Consider the following 23,582-nt stretch of genomic DNA (forward strand, 5'->3'; position numbering starts at 1 on the left):
ACGGGGACCGTAGACGGATTTCGAAATGCGCGTCAACGGCCTGCAACAAGCCTGCAACGCGCCTGCGGAATGTGACGTAACATCGGCGATGGTCGCTGTAAATTACACCTCGTGCTGACCGTCGGCGTGGACCTCGCGGCCGCCGACGAGCGGACCGCGCTCGCGGTGCTGGAGTGGGAAGCCGGCCGCGCCACCGTGCGTGAGCTGCACTTCGGCGTCGACGACGGCGCGATCGTGGACGCCGTGGCGGCGTCGGACAAGGCCGGGATCGACTGCGCGCTCGGCTGGCCGGAGCCGTTCACGCGCATGATCGTGGCGCACGGGGAGGGGCGGCCGGTCGTCGGATCCGGGGCCGCCTGGCGCCGAACAATGGTGTACCGCACCACGGACGAGGTCATTCGCGCGACCATTCCCGGACTCATTCCGCTGAGCGTGTCGGCGGATCGGCTGGCGCACGCGGCGATGCGGTGCGCGGCGCTGCTGTCGTCCCTCGCGGCGCGGGACGTGGACGTGGACCGCTCCGGCGCCGGGCGGATCGTCGAGGCCTACCCGTCGGCGTCGCTCTTCCGGTGGGGATTGACGCACCGGGGGTACAAGGGAAAGAACTCCGTGCCGGTGGAGGCCCTGCTGGCCGCCGCACCATGGCTCGGCCTCGGCGCGTTCGAGCCGCTGATGCGCGAGAGCCACGACGCGTTCGACTCGGTGATCGCCGCGCTGACGGCCCGCGCGGCGGCGCTCGGGCTCGTGACGCGACCGGCGCCGGAGCAGCTGCGGCTCGCGCGGATCGAGGGCTGGATCGCGGTGCCGACGACGCCCCTTCGCGATCTGCCCTGAAGGCCGCCGCTACACGTTGCCGACGTCGGCCAGGATTTCGGCCAGCACCAGAGGATTGAGGTAGTCGCGGTACGAGACGACCAGGCCGTCCCTGATCCGCAGGACGGCAATGACCGTCTGGTGCAGCGGGGCGCCGGTGGGGATCACGGTGCCGTGAGCCTCGTACTCGACGATCACCACCTGCGGGTCAACGGTCTCGTGGATCACCGTGTCGCGGTATTCGTCGAACTCGACGAGGCCGCTGGCCTGCATGGTGAGGAACTCGCGAAGCCGGTCGCGGCCCTCCACGCGGCCCGGGACGCCCGCCGGCCGGAATGGCCACTCGATATAGCCGTCGGGCGCGAACAGTTCGACGAACGTCTCGGTGTCCCGCTCGCGACTCGCGCGCAGGAGCTGCTCGACAACGTCGCGTGACGTGGCGGTCATGGCCACTCCCAGTCATTCAACGCTTGTTGATTGAACGAGCGTAGAACGTACGGAGGCGCCGGTCAACAGCCGTAGAATGAACTCCTCTAGGTGAGGTCCAGGCGGGCTAGCTGTGTGCGGCTGGTGACGCCGAGCTTCGGGAACGCGCGGTACAGGTGGTAAGCCACCGTCTTCGGGCTGATGAACAGCATCGTGGCGATCTCGCGGTTCGTCCGGCCCGCCGCGACCAGCCGCACGATCTGCAGCTCCTGCGGCGACAGCGCGGCCAGCGCGTCGTCGGCCGGGGCGGGAGCGGCCACCCGCTCGCCCGCCGCGCGCAGCTCGAAGCGCGCCCGCGCCGACCACGGGGCGGCCCCCAGGCGGTCGAAGAGCTCGGCGGCCGCCCGCAGGTGCGTGCGGGCCTCGGTCTTGCGGCGCTCGCGACGCAGGCGTTCGCCGATCGCCAACCGGGTGCGGGCGGCCTCCCACGGGAATCCGCCGGGCACCTCCAGCGAGTCCGTCAGCAGCGCCCGGCACCGGGTCAGGGCCACGTCCGCCCACGGCGACGTGCCGGTGGCGGCCCACGCCTCGAGCCGCGCGCAGGCCGCCTCGGCCCGCTCCCGCCGGCCCGCCCGCACGGCCGCCTCGACGCGGTCGGGGGTGGCGAAGACCGAGCGGCACTCCTCCAGGCGATCGGAGGCCTCGGCGGCCCGGCCGCGGCCCAGATCGACAAGCGCGAGGGCCCACTCCGTCCACGCCGGCTCGGCCGCCCGGCCCCGGCCCAGACCGGCGAACCCCGGGGCCGGCATCGTCCCGACCGCCTCGGCCAGGTCCTCCCCCCGGACGGCGGCCAGCCAGGCCAGCATGCCCTCGACCGGCCCGCCCAGCGGCCGGGCCTCGAAGGCCGCGACGGCCGCGTCGCGGAACAGGCCCAGGTGCAGCTCGGCCGCGGCCAGCGTGGCCAGGGCCCGCGGCAGGCGTCCGGGCGCGCCGTCGGCCCGGGCCCGGGCCACCACCGCCGTGGCGATCGTGCGGCTCGCCGCGAAGTCGCCGAGCAACCCGGCGACGAAGGCCGCGTCGAGCTCCTGTCCGGCCGCGCGCAGCTCGGCCACTGCGTCGGGGTTGGCGTCGGGGTCGGCCTGCCGGGTCGCGGTGCCCTCGATCGTCGCCCGGGCCGCGTCCAGACCGGCGGCCACCAGCTCGGCCATCGCGTCCAGGCCCGCGCGCGGGGGCGTGGTGCCCTCGACGATGGCCAGGGCGGCGTCGAGGCCGGCGGCCGCGCGGGCGCCGCGCGCGTGCAGGAGGCGTGACACCTCGGCCAGCCGCGCCCGGTCGCCCAGTTGCCAGGCGTTGCGGGCGGCGGTGAACAGCATCGGCCCGGTGCCGCCGGCGAGCAGCAGGTCGTGCGCGGCGGCCGCGTCGCCCTCGTCGAAGGCGAGCTTCGCCCGCAGCGCGACCGCCGCGCCGGGCGGGAGGCGGTCCAGCAGCGCCCGGGCCCGGTCCGGCTGCCCGGCGATGTCCGCGGCCCCGGCGGCGGCCTCCAGGCGCGCGGCGCGCCGGGCGGGGTCCACGCTCAGGTCGGCGGCGCGCTGGAGGGCGGCGGCGGTGGCCGCGAAGCCGTTGCGGCCGCGGGCCCGCTCGGCCGCCTGCTCCAGGGCCGTCGCGGCCTCCTCGTCGGCACCGGCCGCGGCGGCGGCCAGGTGCCAGGCGCGGCGGTCCGGGTCGCCGACGGCGGCGGCGAGCGCGCGGTGAGCGGCCAGGCGGCGCTCGAAGGTCGGGTGCCGGTAGGCGGCGGCGCGCAGGAGCGGGTGCGTGAAGACGACCCGGCCGTCGGCGACCTCGATCAGGCGGGCGCGCTCGGCCTGCGCGAGCGCGTCCACGTGCGCACCCGCGCGCAGGAGGGTGGCGAGGTCGGCCTCGTCGTCGGCGGCGGCCAGGAGCAGGGCGTCGGGCGGCAGCGCGTCGAGCCGGGCAGCGAAGGCCTGCTGGATGCGGTCGGGCAACGGCAGCGGGCGACGGTCGGCGTCCGGCGGGCTCACGCCTGCGGCCGCGGCGGCCGAGTGGGGCAGCTCGAGCAGGGCGAGGGGGTTGCCGGCGGCCTCGGCGAGGACCCGGGCGCGCACGGTCGCGGGGAGGGCCGCGACCAGGTGCTCAGCCGCGTCCGCGCCCAGCGGCGGCAGGACGTGCGTGGGCAGGTCGGACGCGAAGACGTCGCGCGTGGCGACGAGCAGGGCGACCGACTCGGCCTCCAGGCGGCGCGCGGCGAAGCGCAGGGCCTGCGCGGAGGCGTGGTCGAGCCAGTGCGCGTCGTCGACGAGGCAGGCGACGGGGCGCCGCTCGGCCAGGTTGGCCAGGACGGTCAGCAGCGCGACGCCGATCAGGAGCTGGTCGCCGCCGGTGGACGGGCCGAGGCCGAGGGCCGCCCGCAGGGCCGGCGGCGGGTCGGCCTCGGGCAGGACGGGCCTGAGGAGCTGGTGGAGGGCGGCGAACGGTACCTCCGCCTCGGTCTGAACCCCCGTGCAGCGCAGGACCGTCATGCCCGTCGCCGCCGCGGCGGCCTGGCGCAGGAGCGCGGTCTTGCCGATGCCGGGGTCGCCGCGCAGGACCAGGACGGCGCTGTGCCCCGCGCGGGCCCGGGCGAGCAGCCCGGCGACCAGCGCCTGATCGGCCTCCCGCCCCCAGAGCACGACCACCGACCCTACCGCCACTAGGGGCACGACTGGTCATGTGTCCGGTACCGGCTCGGACCCGGCCGTTCCTACCTTTTCGGGCATGGGAGTGCGGTTGGAAGCGGTTTGCAGACGGTACGACAACGGGGTCACGGCGCTGGACGACGTCTCGGTGGACCTCGAACGGGGCGCGTTCACCGCGATCATGGGGCCGTCGGGCTCGGGGAAGTCGACGCTGCTGCAGTGCGCGGCCGGGCTGGACCGCCCGACGAGCGGGCGGGTGGTGCTCGACGGGCAGGACCTCACGGGGCTCAGCGAGCGGCGGCTGACCCTGCTGCGGAGGCGGCGGATCGGGTTCGTGTTCCAGGGGTTCAACCTGCTCCCGGCGCTTACGGCGCGGCAGAACGTCGGCCTGCCCCTGCGCCTGGCCGGCCGGCGCCCCGACCCCGGCGCGATCCAGCGGAGCCTGGCGGAGGTCGGGCTCGGCGAGCGCGGCGGGCACCGGCCCCACGAGCTCTCCGGCGGGCAGCAGCAGCGGGTCGCGATCGCCCGGGCTCTCGTCGCGAGACCCGCGGTGCTGTTCGCGGACGAGCCGACCGGGGCGCTGGACTCCGCGAGCGGGCAGGATGTGCTGCGGCTGCTGCGCGGGCTGGTCGACGAGCACGGGCAGACGATCGTGATGGTGACCCACGATCCGGGTGCCGCGTCGTACGCGGACCGCATCGTCACCATGCGCGACGGGCGGGTGGCGGCGTGATCCGCATCGCCGCGGAGACGATCCGCCTGCGCCGGCTGTCGTTCGCGGGCACCTTCGTCGCGCTCGCGCTCGGCTCGGCCCTGATGGCCGCGCTCGGGCTGGTTCTGGACGCGACGGTTACCGCGCCGCAGAGGCCTCCGCAGCGGTACTCCGCGGTGCCCGTCGTCGTCGCGGCCGACCAGACGCTCACCGTGGCGACGCCGCGGGGCGGGGCGAGCGCGCCGCTGGCCGTGCCGCGGGGCGTGCCGGCGGACGTGGTCGCCGCGCTGCCGGACGCGGTCGTGGACCGGGTGTTCCGGGTGGATGCCACCGGGGACGCGGTCGGGCGGCCGTGGTCGGCGCTCGCGCTGGCCGGGCAGACACTCCACAGTGGACGGCCACCGGCGGCGGACGACGAGATCGCGGTCGAGAACGGCACGCTCGGCGATCGGCTGCTCGGGCAGTACACCATCGTCGGCATCGTCAGCCGTGGACCGCAGCCGGCCGTCTTCTTCACCGACGCCCGCGCCGCGGCCCTCTCGCCCCGCGTCGACGCCCTCGCCCTGACGCGGCCGGCCGAGGAGGTGCGGGCCGTCGTCGGCGACCGCGCGCTCGTGCTCACCGGCGACCGGCGCGCCCGCCTCGACGCCAACCGCGAGCCCGACGCCCGCGCCCGCAACAACGCCGCCACCATCGTGGGCATCGCGCTCGGGTTCGCCGCGTTCGTGGCCGTCTTCGTCGTCGCGTCCACCTTCGCCTTCGCCGTGGCCCAGCGCCGGCCCGAGTTCGCCCTCCTGCGGGCCACGGGGGCGACACCGGGCCAGATCAGGCGGATGGTGTACGCCGAATCGCTCCTCGTCGCCGTCGCCGCCTCGGCCACAGGGGTCGCCGCGGGCCCTTTGCTGGCCGGAAAGGTCCAGCCGCACCTGGTCCCGGGCTGGATCTCGGCCACGAGCTCCGCCCACTGGCCATTGTGGACCGCATTCGGTACCGGCGTGGCGGTCGCATTCCTCGGCGCGCTCGCGGCGGCCTGGCGGGCCGGCCGGGTGCGTCCGGGCGAGGCGCTGCGCGAGTCGGTGGTCGAGCCGCGGGTCATGCCGGTCACCCGGTGGGTGCTCGGGCTCGGGGTGCTGGGCACGGCGCTGGTCACCATGGCGGTCACGGCGATCGGGGACCCGGGTTCGGCCACCAACCGCAAGACCTTCATGCCGGTCGTCATGCTCCTCGTCGCCGCGGCCGGGCTCCTTGCGCCCGCGCTGGTCCGGCCGGCGGCCCGGGTGCTGACGGCACCCCTGGACCGGCTGCCCGGCGCGTCCGGGCTCGTCGCGTCGGCCTCGGCGCGGGCGTCGGCCCGGCGTACGGCGGCGATCGCGGCGCCGGTGCTCGTGACCGTCGGGCTGGCGGCCGCCCTGCTCACCGCGTCGGCGCTGACCGACACCGCGAAGTCCGCACTCGACCGTCAGGAAGCCAGGCCCGCCGTGCCGACCACGGTGTACACCCTGGAGGGCGACACGGCGCTCATCCGGCGTCCGGCGGCGGCGGTCGCGTGGGTGCCCGACGACGCCATCATGGTCACCCGCGACCTGCGGTTGCCGGTCGGCTCGACGGCGCACGTGTGGCTCGCCGACGGGACACCGGCCGCGCTGCGCGTGATCGGGGAGCTGCCGGTCGGCAGTCCGTCCGATGCGCTGGTGGGTGCGGGAAATGCTTTTTCGGATTTATCCGTATCGACGCCGCGGTCCAACGCCAGCCGGACCGGACTGTTCATCGTGCTCGGGATCGTGCTCGGCTACACCGCACTGAGCCTCGTGAACACGCTGCTCATGGCCGCTCCCGACCGCGCCGGGGAGCGCCGCGCCCTGCGGCTGCTCGGCGCCCTGCGCGCGCAGGTCCGGCGCATCGCGCTGCTGGAGGTGCTCGTGGCGGTGGCCGTCGGGGTCGCCCTCGCCGCGCTGTGTGCGCTGGTCGCGGTGGGTGGGCTGTGGCTCACGCTGCTGCGGGTGACGGGCCCGCTGCCGATCGCCGTCCCGTGGGCGGAGCTCGGTGCGATCACGGCCGGCACGATCATCTTGGCTGCACTGTGTAGCCTAGCCGACACTAAGGGATAGATTTACATGTTTCTATCTCTGCCATGATGAGACTGCTGGCCCGTGGGGCCACACTCCTGATGGCGCTCTCCGCCGGCGCCCTGGCCTGGAGCGCACCCGCCAGTGCGGCCATGCCCGACCGCTTCGCCTTCGTGCTGTGGAACGGCTCCGCCACCGTCGCCACCGGCACGACCCCCTCCGCGACGACCGTCGTGACCGGCCCGCCCGGGCGCTACCGCATCCTGTTCCCGGGCGCGGCCGCCGCGCGGGGCGTGGTACACGTGACGGCGATCAACGACATCCCGCACTGGTGCCAGGCGAACACGTGGGGCCCGTCCGGCGTGGACGAGATCGTGTACGTCGACTGCTACAAGGCCGGCGGCACGCCCGACTTCACGCCGTTCACCGCGTTCTTCGAGAGCAGCTCGCCGCCGTCCGCCGCGATCTCGGGCCACTTCGGCTACGTGGACGCCCAGCCGACCGGCGCCCTGGTGAGCTCGTTCAACTCCGCGGGCGCGCTCAACACCGTCACCCCGGGCGTGCCCGGCCAGTGGCTCGTGAAGTTCCCGGGCCTCGCGACGCCGGGCCCGATCGACGGCAGCCTGCAGGCGACGGCCGTCTCGGCGACCGCGGCCCGGTGCAAGGTCTTCAAGTGGAGCTCGGGCGCGGCGGGGCAGACCGTCCTCGTCGGCTGCTTCGACGCGTCCGGGGCGCCCGTCAACACGCGGTTCACGCTGACGTACCAGTGGCAGACCTCCCTCTACGGCGCGAAGATCCCGCCGAAGTACTTCGGCTACCTGTGGAACGCCCCGCCGCTCGGCCCCGCCGCGACGAACTTCAACTCGGTGCTGGGCGCGGGCGCGAACACCATCACCTCCGCGGGTCTGGGCCTGTCGCTGCTGAAGTTCCCGCAGCTGGCCATCACGCCCGACACCGTGCAGGTGACGGCGGCCGGCCCGACGTCGGACTTCTGCGGCCTGAACACGGCGTGGTTCCACTTCCCGCCGGATACCGTGGTCCGCGACGTGAACTGCTTCACCAACGCCGGCGCACCGGTCAACACCGGCTTCCTGATCAGCGTGAACTCGCAGTTCTGAGCATCCACCGTTCGCGGCGGCCGGCCCCCGCCAGTGGGCCGGCCGTCGCTCAGCGCTCACCCGCCGGACTCCCACCTCCGGCGGCGGCGCACGACATGGCACTACTTCGCTGCCGCGGCCTCGGCCACAGCGGCGGCGCCGATCAGCGCTCGTCGACGGCCGGGTCGTCCCGCCGCCGGTGCCGCCGGACGGGCACCTCGGCGTCCCGTTCGAGCCGCTTGACGGCGTCGTCTTCACGCTCCGGCGATTTGCCGGCGGACTCTTCGCGCCGCGTCACATCGCGCTCCATGACGCCCTCCTCAACGGAGCCGGTCTGTAATTCTATCATCACCTTATGCAACCTTATCCATGATCCGCGCCCGGGTCTCGTCCGGTTTCCGGGCCGCGACGATGAGGCGCGACCATGCCTCGAAGTACGGGTCGGACTGCCACGCGTCGGTGAAGAACTGCGCGCTTTCGAGCTGCTCCAGGTAGACGACGTCGAGCAACTTCGCGTTGCGCAGCCGCAGGATCGAGAACGAGGTGCCGGTGCCCGCCCGGCCGGCGGCACTGTCGGGAAGCACCTGGATGCGGATGTACGGGCGCGCGCTGTCCCGCACCAGCGACTCGATCTGCTCCCGCATGACGTCCGGGCCGCCGATCCGCTTGCGCAGCGCCGCCTCCTCGACGACCGCCCAGACGTGGGTCGAGCGCTGCTCGTGCAGGATGCGCCGGCGCTCCATGCGCACCTCGACCCGGCGCTGGACCTCGGCCTCGTCGGTGTACCGGGTGCGCATGACGGCCTCGGCGTACGCCCGGGTCTGCAGCAGCCCGGGCACGAACTGCACCTCGTAGGTGCGGATGGAGGCGGCGGCGGACTCGAGCAGCAGGTAGGAACAGAACCAGTCGGCGAGCACGTCGCGGTGCCGATACCACCACTGGCGATCGCTCGCCCGGCGCACGAGGTCCACGATCGCCCGCCGCTCGTCCGCGTCCGCGATCCGGTACAGGTCGAGCAGGCGCTCCAGATCGTCTTCCTTGACCTTCACGCGCCCGCATTCGAGCCGGCTGATCTTCGAGCGGTCGGCGCCGAGGTGCTCGCCGGCGTCGTCGCTGCTGATGCCGCGGGCGATGCGGAAGTCCCGCAGCTGGCGGCCGATCATCTCCCAGACGGCCTGCGGACGGGCCGTGATCTGAGTCATCACGGACTGTATGGTGCCGAGCGGTGGGACGAAAACGCAAGGGCATCTGCACGCGTGCATGCACGTGCAGATGCCCTCGGGCGGCGGGGTGGCCGCGCGTCAGCCCATGGACTTCTGGCCGTCGATGGACTCGCGGATGATGTCGGCGTGGCCGGCGTGCTGGGCCGTCTCGGCGATGATGTGCGTGAACACGCGGCGGGCCGAGCGGCGGGCGCCCGGCTCGAACCAGGGCGCCGGCGGGAGCTCGTGCGACGCGTCGAGGTCGCACGTGCGCACGAGGTCGTCGGTCTGGGCGGCGATCTCCTCGTACCGCTGCAGCAGCCCCGGAAGCGTCTCACCCTCGAGCATCTTGAAGCCGTTGGCCCACTCCTCGTAGCCGTCCTCGCTCTCGGGCGGGGCCACGGCCGCCGGGCCCTCGGTGACGAAGCGGGCCCAGCCGTGCTCGATGTCGCTCACGTGCTTGATCAGGCCGCCGAGGGTCAGCTCGCTCGCCGTCGGGCGCAGCCGCGCCTGCTCGTCGGTCAGGCCGCGGACGGTGTTGCGGAGGAAGAAGCGGGCCATACCCAGGGACTCCAGCAGGTCGGAGCGCTCGGCGGTGAGAGTCATCGTGGTCATCCCTTGTTCGTAGAACTCGACGGGGATGACGTTACGCAGGAATGCGGTCAGGTTCTGGCCGCTTTCGCAGGACCCACAGGGCGGATCCGTACAGTCCGATTCCCAGCAGGATGAACGCGATCGCCACGACGGAGTTCCACGGGCCGGGCAGGTAGGTGGCCAGGAACCACGACATGTCCGTCCGCCCCGCGTGCACGAAGCCCAGCGCCACGATGCCCTGCGGGAAGAGCGGGATGGCGCCGAGGCCGAAGCCCACGCCGGCGACGTTCTTCTGCACCGCCGACAGCTCCTCGAAGCGGCGCATCGACGTGGCCGTCACGGGCTTGCGGCCGGTGCGCATGGTGTCCAGCAGCTCGGGGCCGTGGGTGCGCAGCCGGTCCTCGGCCAGGCGCCCGAAGAGCCAGTAGCACAGGGCGCCCGTGGCCAGGCCCACCGGCACGCCCACCCAGCCGAGCCAGTGGGCGGCGAGGCCCGCGGGCAGGCCGGTCACGAGGACGAGGGCCAGCATGAGGTACGCGAGGCCGGTCAGCCCGCCCTCGTCCTCGCTGGTGCGCAGCGGGTTGCCCGAGCGGCGGTGCGGGTCCGTGGCCGGGACGAGCGCGTAGACCGAGACCAGCGGCACGAGGCCGGCCGCGCCGCCGAGCAGGGCCGGCAGCAGCGCGAGGACCAGCGGCCAGGGACCGCCGACGATCGCGGTGCACACGACGGTCAGCACGATCGCGATGGCGCCCTGGGTGGCGACCCAGGCGAGCTGGCGGCCGCGGACGTCGGTCGCGCCCGGGCTCATCATCGTGAGCCATAGTGCGGTGCCGTCGGTGCCGTACAGGTTCGAGGCCATCCCGGCCGCCATCACGATGAAGATCGGCCCGGCGTACGGCAGCATCCCGTTCCAGCCGATGACGAGCGGGCTCGCGGCGAACCACAGGCCGTAGGCGAGCGAGAAGGCCAGCTGGTGGTTGCGGACCAGATCGCGCGACCAGGTGCGCAGCTCCTTGGCGACCACGGCCCCGGCCGCGGTGGACGCGGCGATCGGGCGCCGGGCGCGACCGGAGACCCGCGGGCGACCGGCCCGGCGGCCGAGCAGCGCCGCCCACAGGCCGAGCAGGAGCAGTACCAGGGCGGCCAGCGCGGCCAGGGCCCACCACTGGCCACGCACGGCGAGCAGACCCCAGGCCGAGGGGAGGTACCACACCACCGCCGGCGTGCCCGACACGCCGAACGCGATCATGAACACCCAGATCTGGCCGAGCGAGCTGAGGATGACGCCGTTGATCACACCCGCGGCGATCGCGCCGATCCGGCTGCGCAGGGCGACGCCGACCACGGCCACCGAGATCTTCGACAGCAGCACGAAGACCGCGAGTTGCAGCAGCATCGCCGGTACCGCCACCAGCGTGTTGACCACCCCCACGCGCGTCCCGGCGACGATCAGCCCCGCGAGCGCGCCCAGCGACACCAGCGGCGCGACGCCGACGAAGGACGCGGTGAGCAGGCCGGCCGCGAGGCGCCGGGGCGAGATGCCGAGCATCGCGAAGTACTCGGGGCGCAGCGTCTCGTCGCCCCCGCCCATGAACACCGGGCCGAGCATCCAGCCGAGCAGCCACACGGCGAGCCCGGCGGCGAGATAATCGGGGCTGAGATAGCCGAGGTACGCGGTCCCGGCCGCGAGCACGACCCCGATGGTCGCGCCGGTGCCGGCGGCCTGGGCGCGCTGGCCGCGGTACGCGTGGCGCATGACCGCGAGCTTCATCTGCGCCATCGTCAGTTCGACAGCCACGACAGCTCCTTGCCCATCCCGGCCCGCTCCCCGCCGACCAGCCCGACGAACGTCTCCTCCAGCGTCCGCGCGCCGCGCACCGCGTCGAGCGGACCGGCCGCGACAACCTTGCCGTCATCGACCACGCCGACGTGGTCGCACAACTGCTCGACCAGCGCCATCACGTGGCTGGAGAGCACAATGGACCCGCCGGTGGCGACGAATCCGCGCAGGATCGTCTTGATGGTCGAGGCCGACACCGGATCGACGGCCTCGAACGGCTCGTCGAGCACCAGCAGCCGAGGCGCGTGCAACAACGCCGTGGCGAGCCCGATCTTCTTGCGCATGCCCGTGCTGTACTCGATCACGAGCGTGCGTTCGGCACTGTCCAGTTCGAGCACCGCCAGCAGCTCGTCCGCCCGCTGGTCGACGACCTCGCGCGGCATCCCGCGCAGCAGGCCGAGATACGTCAGGACCTCGCGCCCGGTCAGCCGCTCGGGCATCGCGAGCCCGTCGGGCAGCACGCCGACGAGCGCCTTGGCCTTGGCCGGCTCCGCCCAGACGTCCCGGCCGAAGATGCGCGCGGACCCACCGTCGGGGCGCAGCAGCCCGACCGCCATCGAGAGGGTCGTCGTCTTGCCGGCCCCGTTCTGCCCGACGAGCCCGAAGAAGGAGCCCTTGGGCACGGCGAGGTCGATCGCGTCGACGGCGACCTTGTCCCCGAAGCGCTTGGTCAGCCCGGCGATCTCGAGCGCCGGCCCCGTTTCCTGTGACATGCATTCACGGTAAGAGATCTATGCGACGACCGGATTGAGGCTGCTTCCCGATTGGGAGGTGCAGTTATCTGCACCGCAGAGCCATATGGCCATTCTCCGGAATGCACGCGGCCTGTGGTGATCTCACCCGGGTGACGAATGAGTGGCCCGCTCAAGTCCAGCAGGAACTGCGCCGCTTCGCGGAGGAGCGAGACTGGCCGCGGTACCACACGCCGCGCAACCTGCTGCTGGCCCTGGTCGGCGAGGTCGGCGAACTGGCCGAGCTGTACCAGTGGGACCCCGAGGAGCCACCCCCGCACCCGCGCGTCGCGGAGGAGGTCGCCGACGTGATGATCTACCTCCTGCGCTTCGCGGACGTCACGGGCATCGACGTCGCCCGGGCGGTCGCGGACAAGATCGCCTTCAACGAGACCCGCTTCCCCAAGGCGGGCGACCGGTGACCCGCTACCTGTACATCCACGTCGGCCGCGACGCCGACGAGAACTTCGAGATCGGGATGCGCCGCAACATCTGGGGCTGGAAGACCTTCCACCGTGGTGGCGCGACGGTCGCCGAGGCCGAGGACTGGCTGCGCAACCCGGACCTGGCCGAGCCGACGTGGCTCGTGTTCGTGCGCGGCGTCCGGCCGGTGCTGCCGGCCCCGACCGGCTGGCCGCGCACCCGTCCGGAGGATTTCGGCGCGTGGGAGACCGCGACGATCGATTCGATGACGTACCGGCTGCTGATCGCCCCGCTGCACGAGGATCACGCGAGCACGGTCTGGCCCGATGACCAGTATCCGTACCGCGTCGAACTGGATCCCGAGCCCGAGGAGAACGTCGAGTCGATCCGTGCGGACACGCTCGACGAGCAGGCCCTCCGCGCGATCCGGCACTCGACAGTGCAGAAGGGCTGGCCGGTCCTCGGGCCGCCGCCCTTTCCTGTCGCCTCGCTCAAGCCCGACAAGCGCATCCCGTTCGCCGATGGCCGCGAGGCGCGCGTCCGCACGATCCCGATCGAGCGCAACTTGACGACGACGTTCGAGCGCCGCCCCGGCGAGACCGTGATCGCCGCACGTACGGAGGCCGCGCTCGTCGAGCGGTACCAGGAGTTCCTGCGCACCGAGCACGGGCAGCACGCCGTGCGCAACGAGATCGCCCTGCCGGGCCGGCTGGACACGTTCTTCACCGACATGTATGTCGAGGAGACCGACGAGCTCCTCGAGGCCAAGTCCTCGACTCGGCGCGAGCACATCCGGCTCGCGATCGGCCAGCTCTGCGACTACGCGCGCTTCGTCGAGCCGGCCTCCCGCGCGGTCCTGCTCCCGAAGCGACCGGAGCAGGACCTGATCGACCTCCTCGCGACCCAGGACATCGCCTGCGTCTACGAGGCGTCGCACGGCCAGTTCGTTCGAGAAGGCGGACGAGGCGCTCAGGTCAGCGGCGAGCGCGCTCGATGACCTCCTCGGGAGACAGCGGCGCCTTCGGGTGGTGCGTCAGGCACAGCGGCGTCCGAACCTTCACGAACGAGAAGCCCTCTCCCGCCGCATAGAACTGCCCGCTGCCGAGCAATCCGATGTCCGGCAGCCTCCCGCCCTTGGCCTGCGCCAGCTCCTTGGCGGCGTCGATCTGCGCCGGGGCATTGAGCAGCCCGAAGAACTGCGTGGTGGCGTTGCCCGAGATCTGGTTGTGCAGCCCCTTGGGCGCCTGGGTGGCAAAGACGAGCCCGAGCCCGTACTTGCGCGCCTGCGACGCGAGCGTGATCGTGCTCGCGGTCGAAGCGGTCGTGCCCGTAGCCGGCGCCAGCGTCTGCGCCTCGTCCATGATGAACAGCCCGCCAAGCGGCCGATCCCCGGCCGGATTGCGCTTGAGCCAGGTGAACAGCGCCATCTGCAGCTGGTTGACGAAGCCCTGCTTCTCCTCGTCGGACATCAGCCCGATGAAGCTGATCACGGACACGCGAGCGCGCTTGCCTGCGGGAGGGGTCAGCAGTACCGCCGGATCCGCCGACGCGCCCCGCCCGCCGAACAGCGGATCGTTGACCATCGCCGCCTTGAGCGTCTCGGCGAGGTCATTGGCGAGCTTGCCGGCCCTGGCCATCCGGCTCACGTCGTCCGGCAGATCCGCCAGGAAGTCCGTGAAGCCCTCGAGGCCGACCTCGCTGCCGCGCGCGTACGCCCGCAGCGCCTCATTGAGCACCGCCTTGCCCTGCTGGGCGGCTTTCGTTGTGCCCCCGACCCCGGCCCGCGGCGCGAGCGCCTCCACCGCCGCGCGGACCGCCTGGTTGAACTCGTCCGGCGAGTCCCGCACCGGCGTGAAGTCCGGCAACGGCTGGAAACTCAACGGCCGGCCCCCGCTGACCGCGGGCGTCCACACCGTGACGTCGGTGTGCTCGAGGTAGTCCCGCGCTCGCTCCTCGTCGCCAGGCCCCCAGCCGGCGGGCGGCTCGGGCCACGGGTCCCCCAGCCGGGCCAGATCGTTGTTGGGGTCGAGCACGATCGAGGACACACCCTGCCGTGCGCACTCCTCCACGAGCCGCCGGATGAGCACGGTCTTGCCGGAGCCGGAACCCGCGAACACGACCGTGTGCCGGCGCAGCGACTCCAGGTCGATGACGAACGGCGCCTCGTCCTCGATCACCTTGCCGAGCCGAATCGTCCGGCCGTCCGGCGGCGACTCCTGCTGCTGCGGTACCGCGGGGGACGAACGCGCAGACGCAGGCTGGTGCTCGCCGAACAGCGCGGCGAAGAGCTCCGTCCCGCTCGCGGGGCGCCGGGAGACCAGCCACTCGCCGAACAGCGCATTCGGAACGGCCTGCATGCGCCGCAGCGCGTCGAACACCTTGAGATCGGCGTCGTCGATCCGGTGCCAGATGCCCCCGGCCGCGATGAACTTGTCGATCGTCTCCTTGGTCCGCGCACCGGTCGGCCACTCGCCCCGCCGCAGCAGCACGAGCCGCCGCTGCGGCACGGCGAGATCGAGCCCGGACATGACGCACGCGTTCTTGATGCGCGTGGTCACCGCGCGGGCGTTGGGGTGCGCGATGGCCCGGATGGCCCAGTGCGCCTCGTTCTCGGTCGTCTCGTTGAGCACCTGGATGAGCCGCCCGTGCAGCGCGGGCTTGGCCCCCGGCTGCGGGTCCTGCTTGAACACCGCGCCGGTCGGCGCCTGCTCGCCGATCCACGCGTTGATCCCGGCCGCGAGCAGCCGCGGCATCTCGATGTCCTCGGTGAGATAGTCGAGCGCCCCGTGTACGTCCGCGGAGGCGACCAGCTCCCGGAACATCGCGTCGAGCGGCGCCAGGTCGCCGGTGACCGGCGGCGGCAGCGGCGGCAGGTCTTCGTCGAAGCGGCTCAGCTCGACGATCTCGTCCTCGACCAGGCAGCGGTGCAGGTGCTCCTCGACCCGGCGCAGGAGTGCCCGCGGGGTGTAGTCGCGCGCATCGTCGAAGGCCTCGGGCCGGATGGGCCACGTGGGATATGGACTCGGCACGTGGTACTCGGCGTACGTCTTCGTCAGCCGCTTCTCGACGATGGCCCGGGCGATCTCGGCGCTGTCGATACGGTCGTGCAGGACCGTCGCCCGGAAGCGCTGGGTCACCGGGCCGGCCGTACTGCGCTCGAACAGCGCCCAGGTGTCGGGCAGGCACGACATCACCACGAGGGTGCGCTGGGTGATGTCGCGCAACGTCAGGAGCCCGTCCGCGATCGGACCGACCACGGCGTGCAGTTCCTCGTCCAGTCCCTGATCGCGCTTGAAGAAGGTGTTGCTGGTCTGCGCGAACAACGTGTCGAGCTGGTCGATCGCGATCACGCTCGGGCTCAGCGTCAGCGCGATGAGTCGGGAGATGTCGGCCACCACCTCGGCCGGCTTCCGCGTGGCGGTCGTGAATCCCCAGTCGGTGCGATCCGACGGCTCCGGGGGCTCCGAGATGAGGTGGGCCTGACCGATGTCCTGGTGCTCGAAGTCGGGGGAGTTGAACAGCACGAGCGCCCGGGCGGTGTCCTGACACTCGCGCCCGGTGACGGCGTCGAACCGCCGGAGTCCGGCGATGAAGGCGTCCAACTGCGGGCGGGTCACGGGCGTCTGCCCCGCGATCGCGTCCCGGACCTCCGGCGTGAGGCCGAGCTGCGGGGTCAGCCGGCGCAGGAACGTCTTGAGCTGCGTGCCCCATCCGAAGGCATCCCGGCTGAGCCCGCTGATGATGCCCTGGACGGTGCTCTCCCAGAAGTTCCGGCCGCTGATCATGTTGACCAGGAAGAAGTACCCGCCGCCGTCGGCCCGCTGGATCGTCTCCCGCACGGCGCCGAGCAGGTGCGTCTTGCCCGAGCCGGCGCGACCCTGCAGCGCCACGGCGAGCGGGGTCGTGGTGTCGCTGCGCCGGGCTCGCTGGACGCCGCTGAGGATTTCGCGAACCGACCTCTCGTGCAGCTCCGGCACGTCGTACGGCGACGAGTGCCAGATGTCGTCCGGCGTCGGGGCGGGGTTGAAGTGCAGTGCCTCGAGCGCCGCCCGCGCGGCCGGGCTGATCACGGCCGGCCGATCGACAGGGCGTGGCTGTCCTCACCGCCGATGCTCAGGGCGGCGGCGCGGTCACGTGGCTCGAGCGCCTTCGTGTTGGCGACGGGGATGATGCGGACACCGTCCTGGCGCAGGAGCGATCGCAGCGCCTCGTCGACAGCGTCCCGGCTCAGCTCGGTCAGCTGGTCGCGCAGGTCGGCCAGCCCGACCCACTCCCCCGGCCGCCCGGCAAGCTGGGCATATGCCGCGCGCACACGGGCTTCGGTATCGGCATCAGCAACGACCGGCTCGACGTAGTCCTCGCCTGCGGTCGCAAGCGGGCGGAAGAACTCCCCTTCAGTGATCTTCACGCTGTGGCTGGTCTGCAACTGCTCCAGCCCGCGGCGGATGTTACCGAGCAGGGTGATGAGGGTGCGGGTGGCACTCTTGCTCGCCTTCGGCGGCTCCATCGTGTGCAGCTCGCGCACGACTCGCCAGCCGCGGTCGGTGAGCGAGTGCGAGAACGGACGGTGGCTGCGGTCCGTCGCCACCAGGCCGAGCTTCGACTCCAGCTTGGTGTTGTCGGTTCCGGTCAGGGAGAAGCCGGCCAGCTCCTTGAGCTCGTTGTTGTTCAGCTCGCGGGCCTCCGACATGAGGACGACCAGCGCGAGGATCTGGTTCGGGGTGAGGCTCGGGACGTCGTCGGCGGGCATGGGGCCTCATTTCTGGGTGAGAGGGGTACGGCGAAGCAGCAGCAGGCGTTGGATCGTCAGCGCCGCGGCCGACGGATCCGCGAGAACCTGCTCGTTGGTGAAGCGCAGAACGTCGTGCCCGAGCAGCTGGAGCCGAGCGTCGCGCAGGCGGTCGTCGGCGTACTTCCAGCGGCCGCGATGGTCATCCCCGTCGACCTCGACCACGAGTCCGTCGTCGGGCCAGAACAGGTCCAGGCGGTACGACTTGCCCAGCGCGTGCCAGGAGAGCTCCTCGTTCCAGCGGCGCCCGCGGGCCCAGTCATGCGGGGCGAGTGCTCGCTCCAGCGCCTGCTCGGCCGGGCTGTCGGCGCGGGGCCGGCCAGCCAGCGGTGGATACGTCAGCAGCGGCGGCCTGGGCTCGTCGCCGTCGACCTCGGCCGGCGGAAGGCGGGTCAGCTCGGACGGCAGGGTGATCCGGATCGTCCGGATCCGGTCCACGCCGCCGAGCGCGCCGCCGGCCAGCCAGACGCCGAAGCGCCCGTGCTCGGCCAGCCACTCCGCGGCGGCGACGAGCGCGTTCACGCCCGGCCCGGCCGGCACGTCGAGCAGAACCGCGACGGACGATCGCCGATACGCGTCGGCCAGGATGAGCCCGAGCCCGCGGGCGCGGACCTCGGCCGGGAAATGCGGCGAGCCAGCCCCTCCGCCGCGCAGGGAACGCTCGGCCGCGGCCATGAGAAACGGCCCGAAGTGATCCGACTGCGCCGAGACGCGGGCCGCGATCGCGCGAGCGGCCGCGATGCCGAGCGCCGACGGACCGTCGAGGCGCTCGGCGCCGGGCAGCCAGGCCGGGAAGAGACTGTCCGCGGCACGGTCCAACGCGTCGAGGAAGGCGGCGATGTACTGCCCGACGCCTAGCCTCGGTGGCGGGCAGAACCGGACGATCGCCGGAGCGTCGGCGGGCAGGGGATCGAGCCCGACGCTCAGCAACGACGGATCGACGTCAGCCAGGAAACAGACCTGGCCGGACGGCGGCTCGGCCCACCACCCGACCCCCGATGTCACAGTTTCCGACCGTACGCGGGGGGCCTGATCGACCGCAGTCATCTCTTCACCCGACCCATTCCGGGACCTCGAGCGCGGCGAGCTGCACCCGCGAGACGATGTCGAGCTTCTTGAAGATCCGGCGCAGGTGATGGTTCACGGTGTGCGGCGTGATGCCGAGCCGGCGGGCGATCTGCTGGTTGGTCAGGCCCTTGCGCACGAGCCCGGCCACCTCGCGCTCCCGCTTGCTCAGCACCGGCCGGCCGGTCTGGTCGGGCTGTCCGGCCGGCATGACGGCAACGATCACGATCTCGCGATCGCCGGCCACGCCGGCCAGGGCTCCTCGCAGTACCGCCTCCAGTGCGGCGATGTCGTGCATCTAGACCCCCCTCGGTCCGGAAACCGGACGCCTGGCGATTGCTGGAACTTACTGGAAGATACTGGAGGCGTGCAACACCACTTCTGGGCGCGAGTGGGGATTGCTGGAAATTACTGGAGGGCGTACGGTCGATGGCATGCCGGATGACGCCGAGGAGATCGAGCAACGGCTCGCGGCGCTCCGAGCCGAGGTCCGGCAGGCGCGCGTCGCCGGCGATCGGCCGCGTGAGCGGGCGCTCCGCGCACAGCAGCGCGCACTCGAAGAGGCGTGGGAGGAGGCGCTCGCCCCGGAGCCGGCCGACATGCTCGCGCCGCGCGAGGCCGGGTCGCTGCTGCCCCTGCGCGAGCAGGTGCACGGGGCGCTCACCCTGCTCACCGTGCCCGCGGCACCGAAGCTCATCGCGCAGGTCTACAACGCCTGCTTCGGCGGGGACATCAACAGCGCGAAGCTCACGAGCCTGCGCCGCGACGAGGAGCGGTCGTTCCGGGCGGCCGCGTTCTCCCGGCCGTACTACCTCTGCGCCGCCCTCACCGCCGACCGCCTCGCCCCGGTCCGCGGCCTGCTCGCGATCTCCACGTGGCCGCTCGAGCAGCGCGTCATCGGCGCGCTCAGCCCGCGGGTCGACTTCCTGAAAGCCGCGGTCAGGATCGCGGAACACGTCGATCGTCTGCCTGATACCGATCGGGGCGCCGCGCGCCTATTGTGGCTGTTCGCCGAGAACATCCCGGGCGCCGCGGACGGCGTCGGCTCGGCGAAACCGCAGGTCGTCATCCGCGCCGCCGAGGCCGAGCTGGCGACGCACGAACCGGTCGACCGGTCGCACCGCGAAGCGGCCGCCGCCCGGGCCCGGGCCCAGCTCGACGACGCCGGCCAGCTGTTCGGCGCCAGCCTGAGGGCGGTGCCCGAAACCGGCACGTGAACCACCGCGAAGGAAGTGCCAGCGTGAACAGCATCGAAGACCGGCTCGCCGAGATCCGCGGTCCGGTACCGCCCGTGGCCCACAACGCCCGCACGATCGCCGCGCTCACCACCAACCCCGGCTGCGCGCGCCGAGCAATCATGGACGCCGCGGGCGTCGACAAACGCGCAATCGCCGCGCGGGCCGGACACGCTCCGCCCTATGGCCAGTCCCCGTTCGCCATCACGCGCACCCGCTCGTTCGTGTCGCAGGTGAAGGCGAACGGCTGCGCGGAACTGCTGCGCCTGCTGCGCGAAACGCTGCGCCTGGACATCAAGGAAGTCGCATACCAGGACCTCGAGGACGCGGCCGGCAACGAGAGCCAGGAGGTGCGCCACCAACTGGCCCGCCAGGTCCTCGGCACCGCCGCCGCGCACTCGGACGAGGCCGGCACCCTGTTCGACCACCCGCTGCTCAAGCTCCCGGTCGGCGGCCGCCAGGTGTTCCTCGAACCGGACCTCATCGCGTTTCAGTACCGCGGCGTCTTCCACATCATCGAGATCAAGTCGTTCGCCGTGATCGACGGCCAGGCCGACGGCGGCAAGGTGGCCGCCGCGGCGGTGCAGTCCGCCGTGTACGTCGTGGCGCTGCGGCACCTCCTGCAAGAACTCGGACACAATCCGGCGGCCGTTTCCGATCGAGTCGTGCTCGTCTGCCCCGAGAACTTCTCCAACCACGCGGTCGCCACGCCGCTGGACGTACGACGGCAGCTGACGGTGCTGAAACGACAGCTGGGCAACATGGAACGCATCGACCAGCGCCTGTCCCATGTGGACGATGGCATCACGTTCGATCTCGCGCCCGACCGTGACGGGCGCCCGACACGCGCGATCGGCGAGCTGTGCGACGCGATCGAGCACATCCCCGCGCGTTACTCCCCCGAGTGCCTGTCGACGTGCGAGATGTCGTACTTCTGCCGCCACGAGGCCCGCGGCAGCACGCACGCGCTCGGCAAGTCGGTGAGCGAGGAGCTCGGCAGCGTGGAGACCGTCGACACCGCGCTGCGCCTCGCCGCGGGCGAGCTCGAGCCGTCCCCGGAGCAGCAGGAGGCGGCGGCGGTACTGCGCACCGCCCTCCGCCTGCGCGAGGAGTGCCTGGCGTGAGCTCGCTGACCGCACTTGCAAGAGCGCTGGCCGTTCGCGCGCAGGCCGCCCAGCCCATCACCACGGTGCGACACGTTCACGTGTCCGATCGACCACTCGTCCTCATCCCGCTCGCCCTGGCCGGCGAGGCGAACGCGCCGCTGGCCGCGATGCTGGGCTCCGCCGTGGACGAGCCGCGCCTGCTGTTCGTCGCGCAGCCGCGCAACCGAGACCAGCGCTTCCAGTTCGCGGCCGAGCTCGGGCGCGTCATTGTGTCCTATGTGGACGGATTTGCGCGGCACCAGGAGGACGTGCGCGGGCGGAGGCGCTTCGCGGAGGCGCCGCAGCTGCTGGTACCGAATCCGGGCGGCGTGGATTTCGTCCGGCTCTTCGGCCGCTCGACCAGGCTCCGCCGCACGTACGGCGAGCACGCCGTCAAGCCCGTCGTTCCCCTGCTGGGCCGGTGGCTGACGTTCTTCGCCGAGCGCGCCGAGCACCCAGGCTCGTCGCTGATGCTCGCGATGACCTCGGCGCTGAGCCAGCACTGGGCCACGGGCCAGAGCGCGATGGAGGACGCCAACCTCGCGGCCCTCCTGTCCTGGTTCGGCGAGGACCCCTTCGAGGCCGCGCTGGCCGCCGAGGATCCGGAGATCTGGCCGCCGGCGGGCCCGGCGACCGACCCGACGTTCGACTCGGCCACGCTGATGCCGGCGATCGAGCGGTATGCGAAAACGGACGCCGACTCGAGCGCGCGCAAGATGGCACTCGAACGCCTGAGCGTCGCCTTGCGCAGTCAACTCGAACCAACCTGGCAGTTGATGTGGCGCGGCGTTGCACAACTGCGCAGTCTGCAGCCGGGCGCGACCGTCGTGGAGCGCTGGGCCGAGGACCGCGACGCGTTCACGAACTACGTCGAGTACCTAGGCAGCGCCGGCTCCCTGCCCCAGGCCCGCCGCGACTCCGCCGTGGCCGCGGCACGCCGCCTGAATCACCTGGAGCGCGCGCAGGCCAAGTTTGACGCGCAACGGGCGCTGGACGACCCGCTGGTGATGGCCGAGTTCCGTCTGACCGGCGAGGCTTTCGCGGGCGAGGTCGTCGCGGCGGAGCCGAACCGCCTGGACGCCTCGGGCCCGCGCCGCAAGCTCCGTCCACACGTGACGGTGCGCACGGCGGATCCGTTGCGGCTTGGCATCGGTACCGATGTGCAATGCCCTTCCCGCCGCACCCAGACCGGCCGGATCGTCGCCATCGACGGCCCCGATGTCGTGCTGGAGCTCACGGGCGGCATGGGCCGGGCGCTCACGCCGGCGCCGGGCAGCGTGCCCGAGGTGGGCGAGCACGTCACGTACGGCACCGTGTCGACGAGCTTCCAGCCCGGCGGCAACTTCCCGCCCGTCGAGGACACGCCGTGGACGCACGGCGGCCCGCCCCCACCCCCGGAACCGACCGAAGAGGACGCCGTGGAGGCCTGGTCATGAAGGACGTCTTCCCGGCCGTAATGGAGGATCTCCAGTTCTCGGACGCGCGCGGCGTGGTGGTCGACTCCCCGCCGGGCGCGGGAAAGTCCACATTGGTCGTTCGCGCCGCGCGGCACATCGCCGAGACCGGCGAGCCGCTGGCCATCGTGGCGCAGACCAACGAGCAGGTCGACGACCTGATCGCCAACCTGGCCCGGTCCTCCCCCACACTGCCGATCGGCCGCCTGTCGGCCCAGAACTACGTCCCGGTTCCGCGCATCGCGACCCACAACAACGTGACCGTGGACAACGCGATCGCCGGCCTGGCGGGCTCCGCCGTGGTCATCGGCACCGCGGCCAAGTGGTCGACCGTGACCCAGGGCGACTGGCCGTGGGCCATCGTCGACGAGGCGTACCAGATGCGCTCGGACGCGTTGCTCCAGATCGCGGGCCGCTTCGACCGCACCCTGTTCGTCGGCGACCCGGGTCAGCTGGACCCGTTCTCGACGGTCGAAACGGAGCGCTGGGCGGGCCTGTCTTGGGACCCGCAGCTGAGCGCAGTGGCGGTGCTGCTGCGCCACAACCCCGAGATCGAGCCCCACCGCCTGCCGGTCTCCTGGCGCCTGCCCGCCACGGCCGCCCCGGTCGTGTCGGAGGCCTTCTATCCGTTCACGGGCTTCACCGCGGGCACGTCGCTGTCCGACCGCTCGCTGTCCTTCTCGACGCACGCCTTCGGAACGTCCCCTGTAGACAGAACGCTCGAGACGGCCGCGGCGACGGGCTGGGCCCTGCACGAACTGCCGGCGCGGCACAGCATGCGCACGGACGCCGAGATCGCCCGGGCCTGCGCGGACGTCGCCCTGCGCCTGCTGGCTCGCGGCCCCATCGCCGTTTCGGAGCGGGCCCGCACCGGCACGCCCGTGACGGCGGACCGAATCGCGATCGGCACGGCGCATCGCGACCAGGCGGCGGCGGTACGGCAGTTCCTGCCCCCGGACTCGGGCATCACCGTGGACACGGCGAATCGCCTGCAGGGCCGCGAGTACGACGTGACGGTGGTGTGGCACCCACTGTCGGGCCGGCGCGACGCGACCGCTTTCCACCTGGAGGCGGGCCGCTTGTGCGTGCTGACGTCGCGCCATCGGCACGCCTGCATCGCGGTGGCGAGAGCCGGCATCACGGAACTGCTGAACGCCCACCCGTCGACCGGCCGCGTCTATCTGAACGAGATCGTCAAGTTCCCGGACGGCTGGGAAGCCAACCAGGCCGTGATGTCCTACCTCGAACAACACCGCGTGCCGGCCTGACTGGCTGGTACCGCGCCGTCCACGAAACT

21 protein-coding genes are annotated in these 23,582 nt (G+C 72.5%); 10 read left to right on the forward strand and 11 right to left on the reverse strand.

Annotated features, from left to right (window positions below; all coding sequences use genetic code 11):
- The first annotated feature begins 111 nt into the window (after positions 1-111).
- A complete protein-coding gene (locus AC6JBM_RS41950; RefSeq protein WP_497979334.1) occupies positions 112-834 on the forward strand; it encodes a DUF429 domain-containing protein in 723 nt (240 codons plus the stop codon).
- Between the two features lie 9 nt (positions 835-843).
- Here the strand turns inward: AC6JBM_RS41950 and AC6JBM_RS41955 are convergent, their stop codons facing one another.
- Together AC6JBM_RS41955 and AC6JBM_RS41960 are read right to left on the reverse strand one after the other, a co-directional pair.
- A complete protein-coding gene (locus AC6JBM_RS41955) occupies positions 844-1,260 on the reverse strand; it encodes a nuclear transport factor 2 family protein (protein WP_497986655.1) in 417 nt (138 codons plus the stop codon).
- Positions 1,261-1,346: 86 nt separating this feature from the next.
- Entirely contained in the window at positions 1,347-3,926 is a 2,580-nt protein-coding gene (locus tag AC6JBM_RS41960) for a helix-turn-helix transcriptional regulator (RefSeq protein ID WP_497979335.1), read from the reverse strand.
- 85 nt (positions 3,927-4,011) lie between these two features.
- Between AC6JBM_RS41960 and AC6JBM_RS41965 the strand changes: the two genes are divergently transcribed.
- The 3 genes from AC6JBM_RS41965 to AC6JBM_RS41975 are packed head-to-tail and all read left to right on the forward strand — an operon-like array spanning position 4,012 to position 7,828.
- Positions 4,012-4,665: an ABC transporter ATP-binding protein gene (locus AC6JBM_RS41965; RefSeq protein ID WP_497979336.1), complete on the forward strand. Its 654-nt coding sequence runs from the start codon at positions 4,012-4,014 to the stop codon at positions 4,663-4,665.
- A complete protein-coding gene (locus tag AC6JBM_RS41970) occupies positions 4,662-6,752 on the forward strand; it encodes an ABC transporter permease (protein WP_497979337.1) in 2,091 nt (696 codons plus the stop codon). Before AC6JBM_RS41965 ends, AC6JBM_RS41970 begins: the two co-directional genes overlap by 4 nt.
- Positions 6,753-6,775: 23 nt before the next feature.
- Entirely contained in the window at positions 6,776-7,828 is a 1,053-nt protein-coding gene (locus AC6JBM_RS41975) for a hypothetical protein (protein ID WP_497979338.1), read from the forward strand.
- Positions 7,829-7,970: 142 nt separating this feature from the next.
- On the opposite strand, the gene AC6JBM_RS41980 is transcribed toward AC6JBM_RS41975, so the two are convergent.
- The 5 genes from AC6JBM_RS41980 to AC6JBM_RS42000 form a co-directional block, all read right to left on the reverse strand.
- Complete coding sequence (locus AC6JBM_RS41980) at positions 7,971-8,117, reverse strand: hypothetical protein (protein WP_497979339.1); 147 nt, start codon at positions 8,115-8,117, stop codon at positions 7,971-7,973.
- Positions 8,118-8,160: 43 nt separating this feature from the next.
- Positions 8,161-9,009, reverse strand: a complete 849-nt coding sequence (locus AC6JBM_RS41985) for a helix-turn-helix domain-containing protein (RefSeq protein ID WP_497986656.1) — start codon at positions 9,007-9,009, stop codon at positions 8,161-8,163.
- A gap of 99 nt (positions 9,010-9,108) precedes the next feature.
- Complete coding sequence (locus tag AC6JBM_RS41990; RefSeq protein WP_497979340.1) at positions 9,109-9,624, reverse strand: DinB family protein; 516 nt, start codon at positions 9,622-9,624, stop codon at positions 9,109-9,111.
- A gap of 31 nt (positions 9,625-9,655) precedes the next feature.
- A complete protein-coding gene (locus tag AC6JBM_RS41995) occupies positions 9,656-11,401 on the reverse strand; it encodes a hypothetical protein (RefSeq protein ID WP_497979341.1) in 1,746 nt (581 codons plus the stop codon).
- On the reverse strand, positions 11,386-12,156 hold the full coding sequence (locus AC6JBM_RS42000; protein WP_497979342.1) for an ABC transporter ATP-binding protein: 771 nt from the start codon (positions 12,154-12,156) through the stop codon (positions 11,386-11,388). The genes AC6JBM_RS41995 and AC6JBM_RS42000 overlap by 16 nt, the downstream gene beginning before the upstream one ends.
- Positions 12,157-12,287: 131 nt before the next feature.
- Here AC6JBM_RS42000 and AC6JBM_RS42005 point away from each other — a divergent pair, with 131 nt between their 5' ends.
- Both AC6JBM_RS42005 and AC6JBM_RS42010 read left to right on the forward strand, forming a co-directional pair.
- Positions 12,288-12,596: a nucleotide pyrophosphohydrolase gene (locus AC6JBM_RS42005; protein WP_497979343.1), complete on the forward strand. Its 309-nt coding sequence runs from the start codon at positions 12,288-12,290 to the stop codon at positions 12,594-12,596.
- Positions 12,593-13,594 (forward strand): hypothetical protein, encoded by a 1,002-nt coding sequence (locus AC6JBM_RS42010; RefSeq protein ID WP_497979344.1) that lies wholly within the window; start codon positions 12,593-12,595, stop codon positions 13,592-13,594. The genes AC6JBM_RS42005 and AC6JBM_RS42010 overlap by 4 nt, the downstream gene beginning before the upstream one ends.
- Here the strand turns inward: AC6JBM_RS42010 and AC6JBM_RS42015 are convergent.
- From AC6JBM_RS42015 to AC6JBM_RS42030, 4 genes are read right to left on the reverse strand one after another with little or no spacing between them, the layout of a single operon-like run.
- Positions 13,572-16,667, reverse strand: a complete 3,096-nt coding sequence (locus AC6JBM_RS42015; protein WP_497979345.1) for an ATP-binding protein — start codon at positions 16,665-16,667, stop codon at positions 13,572-13,574. The two genes, AC6JBM_RS42010 and AC6JBM_RS42015, sit on opposite strands and share 23 nt — an antisense overlap.
- The gene (locus AC6JBM_RS42020; RefSeq protein WP_497979346.1) at positions 16,664-17,347 is read right to left on the reverse strand and encodes a hypothetical protein; all 684 of its coding nucleotides are present in this window, start codon (positions 17,345-17,347) and stop codon (positions 16,664-16,666) included. Before AC6JBM_RS42020 ends, AC6JBM_RS42015 begins: the two co-directional genes overlap by 4 nt.
- Positions 17,348-17,353: 6 nt before the next feature.
- The gene (locus AC6JBM_RS42025) at positions 17,354-18,391 is read right to left on the reverse strand and encodes a DUF559 domain-containing protein (RefSeq protein WP_497979347.1); all 1,038 of its coding nucleotides are present in this window, start codon (positions 18,389-18,391) and stop codon (positions 17,354-17,356) included.
- Between the two features lie 46 nt (positions 18,392-18,437).
- Entirely contained in the window at positions 18,438-18,749 is a 312-nt protein-coding gene (locus AC6JBM_RS42030; protein ID WP_497979348.1) for a helix-turn-helix domain-containing protein, read from the reverse strand.
- 136 nt (positions 18,750-18,885) lie between these two features.
- Between AC6JBM_RS42030 and AC6JBM_RS42035 the strand changes: the two genes are divergently transcribed.
- The 4 genes from AC6JBM_RS42035 to AC6JBM_RS42050 all read left to right on the forward strand — a co-directional run bounded on the left by AC6JBM_RS42035 (position 18,886) and on the right by AC6JBM_RS42050 (position 23,553).
- A complete protein-coding gene (locus AC6JBM_RS42035) occupies positions 18,886-19,668 on the forward strand; it encodes a hypothetical protein (RefSeq protein ID WP_497979349.1) in 783 nt (260 codons plus the stop codon).
- A 23-nt stretch (positions 19,669-19,691) separates the two neighbouring features.
- Positions 19,692-20,810, forward strand: coding sequence for a hypothetical protein (locus AC6JBM_RS42040; RefSeq protein WP_497979350.1), 1,119 nt, complete (start codon positions 19,692-19,694; stop codon positions 20,808-20,810).
- 80 nt (positions 20,811-20,890) lie between these two features.
- On the forward strand, positions 20,891-22,267 hold the full coding sequence (locus AC6JBM_RS42045; protein WP_497979351.1) for a hypothetical protein: 1,377 nt from the start codon (positions 20,891-20,893) through the stop codon (positions 22,265-22,267).
- Entirely contained in the window at positions 22,264-23,553 is a 1,290-nt protein-coding gene (locus tag AC6JBM_RS42050; RefSeq protein WP_497979352.1) for an AAA family ATPase, read from the forward strand. The genes AC6JBM_RS42045 and AC6JBM_RS42050 overlap by 4 nt, the downstream gene beginning before the upstream one ends.
- Positions 23,554-23,582 lie beyond the last annotated feature (29 nt).

Source organism: Dactylosporangium thailandense (assembly GCF_059739745.1).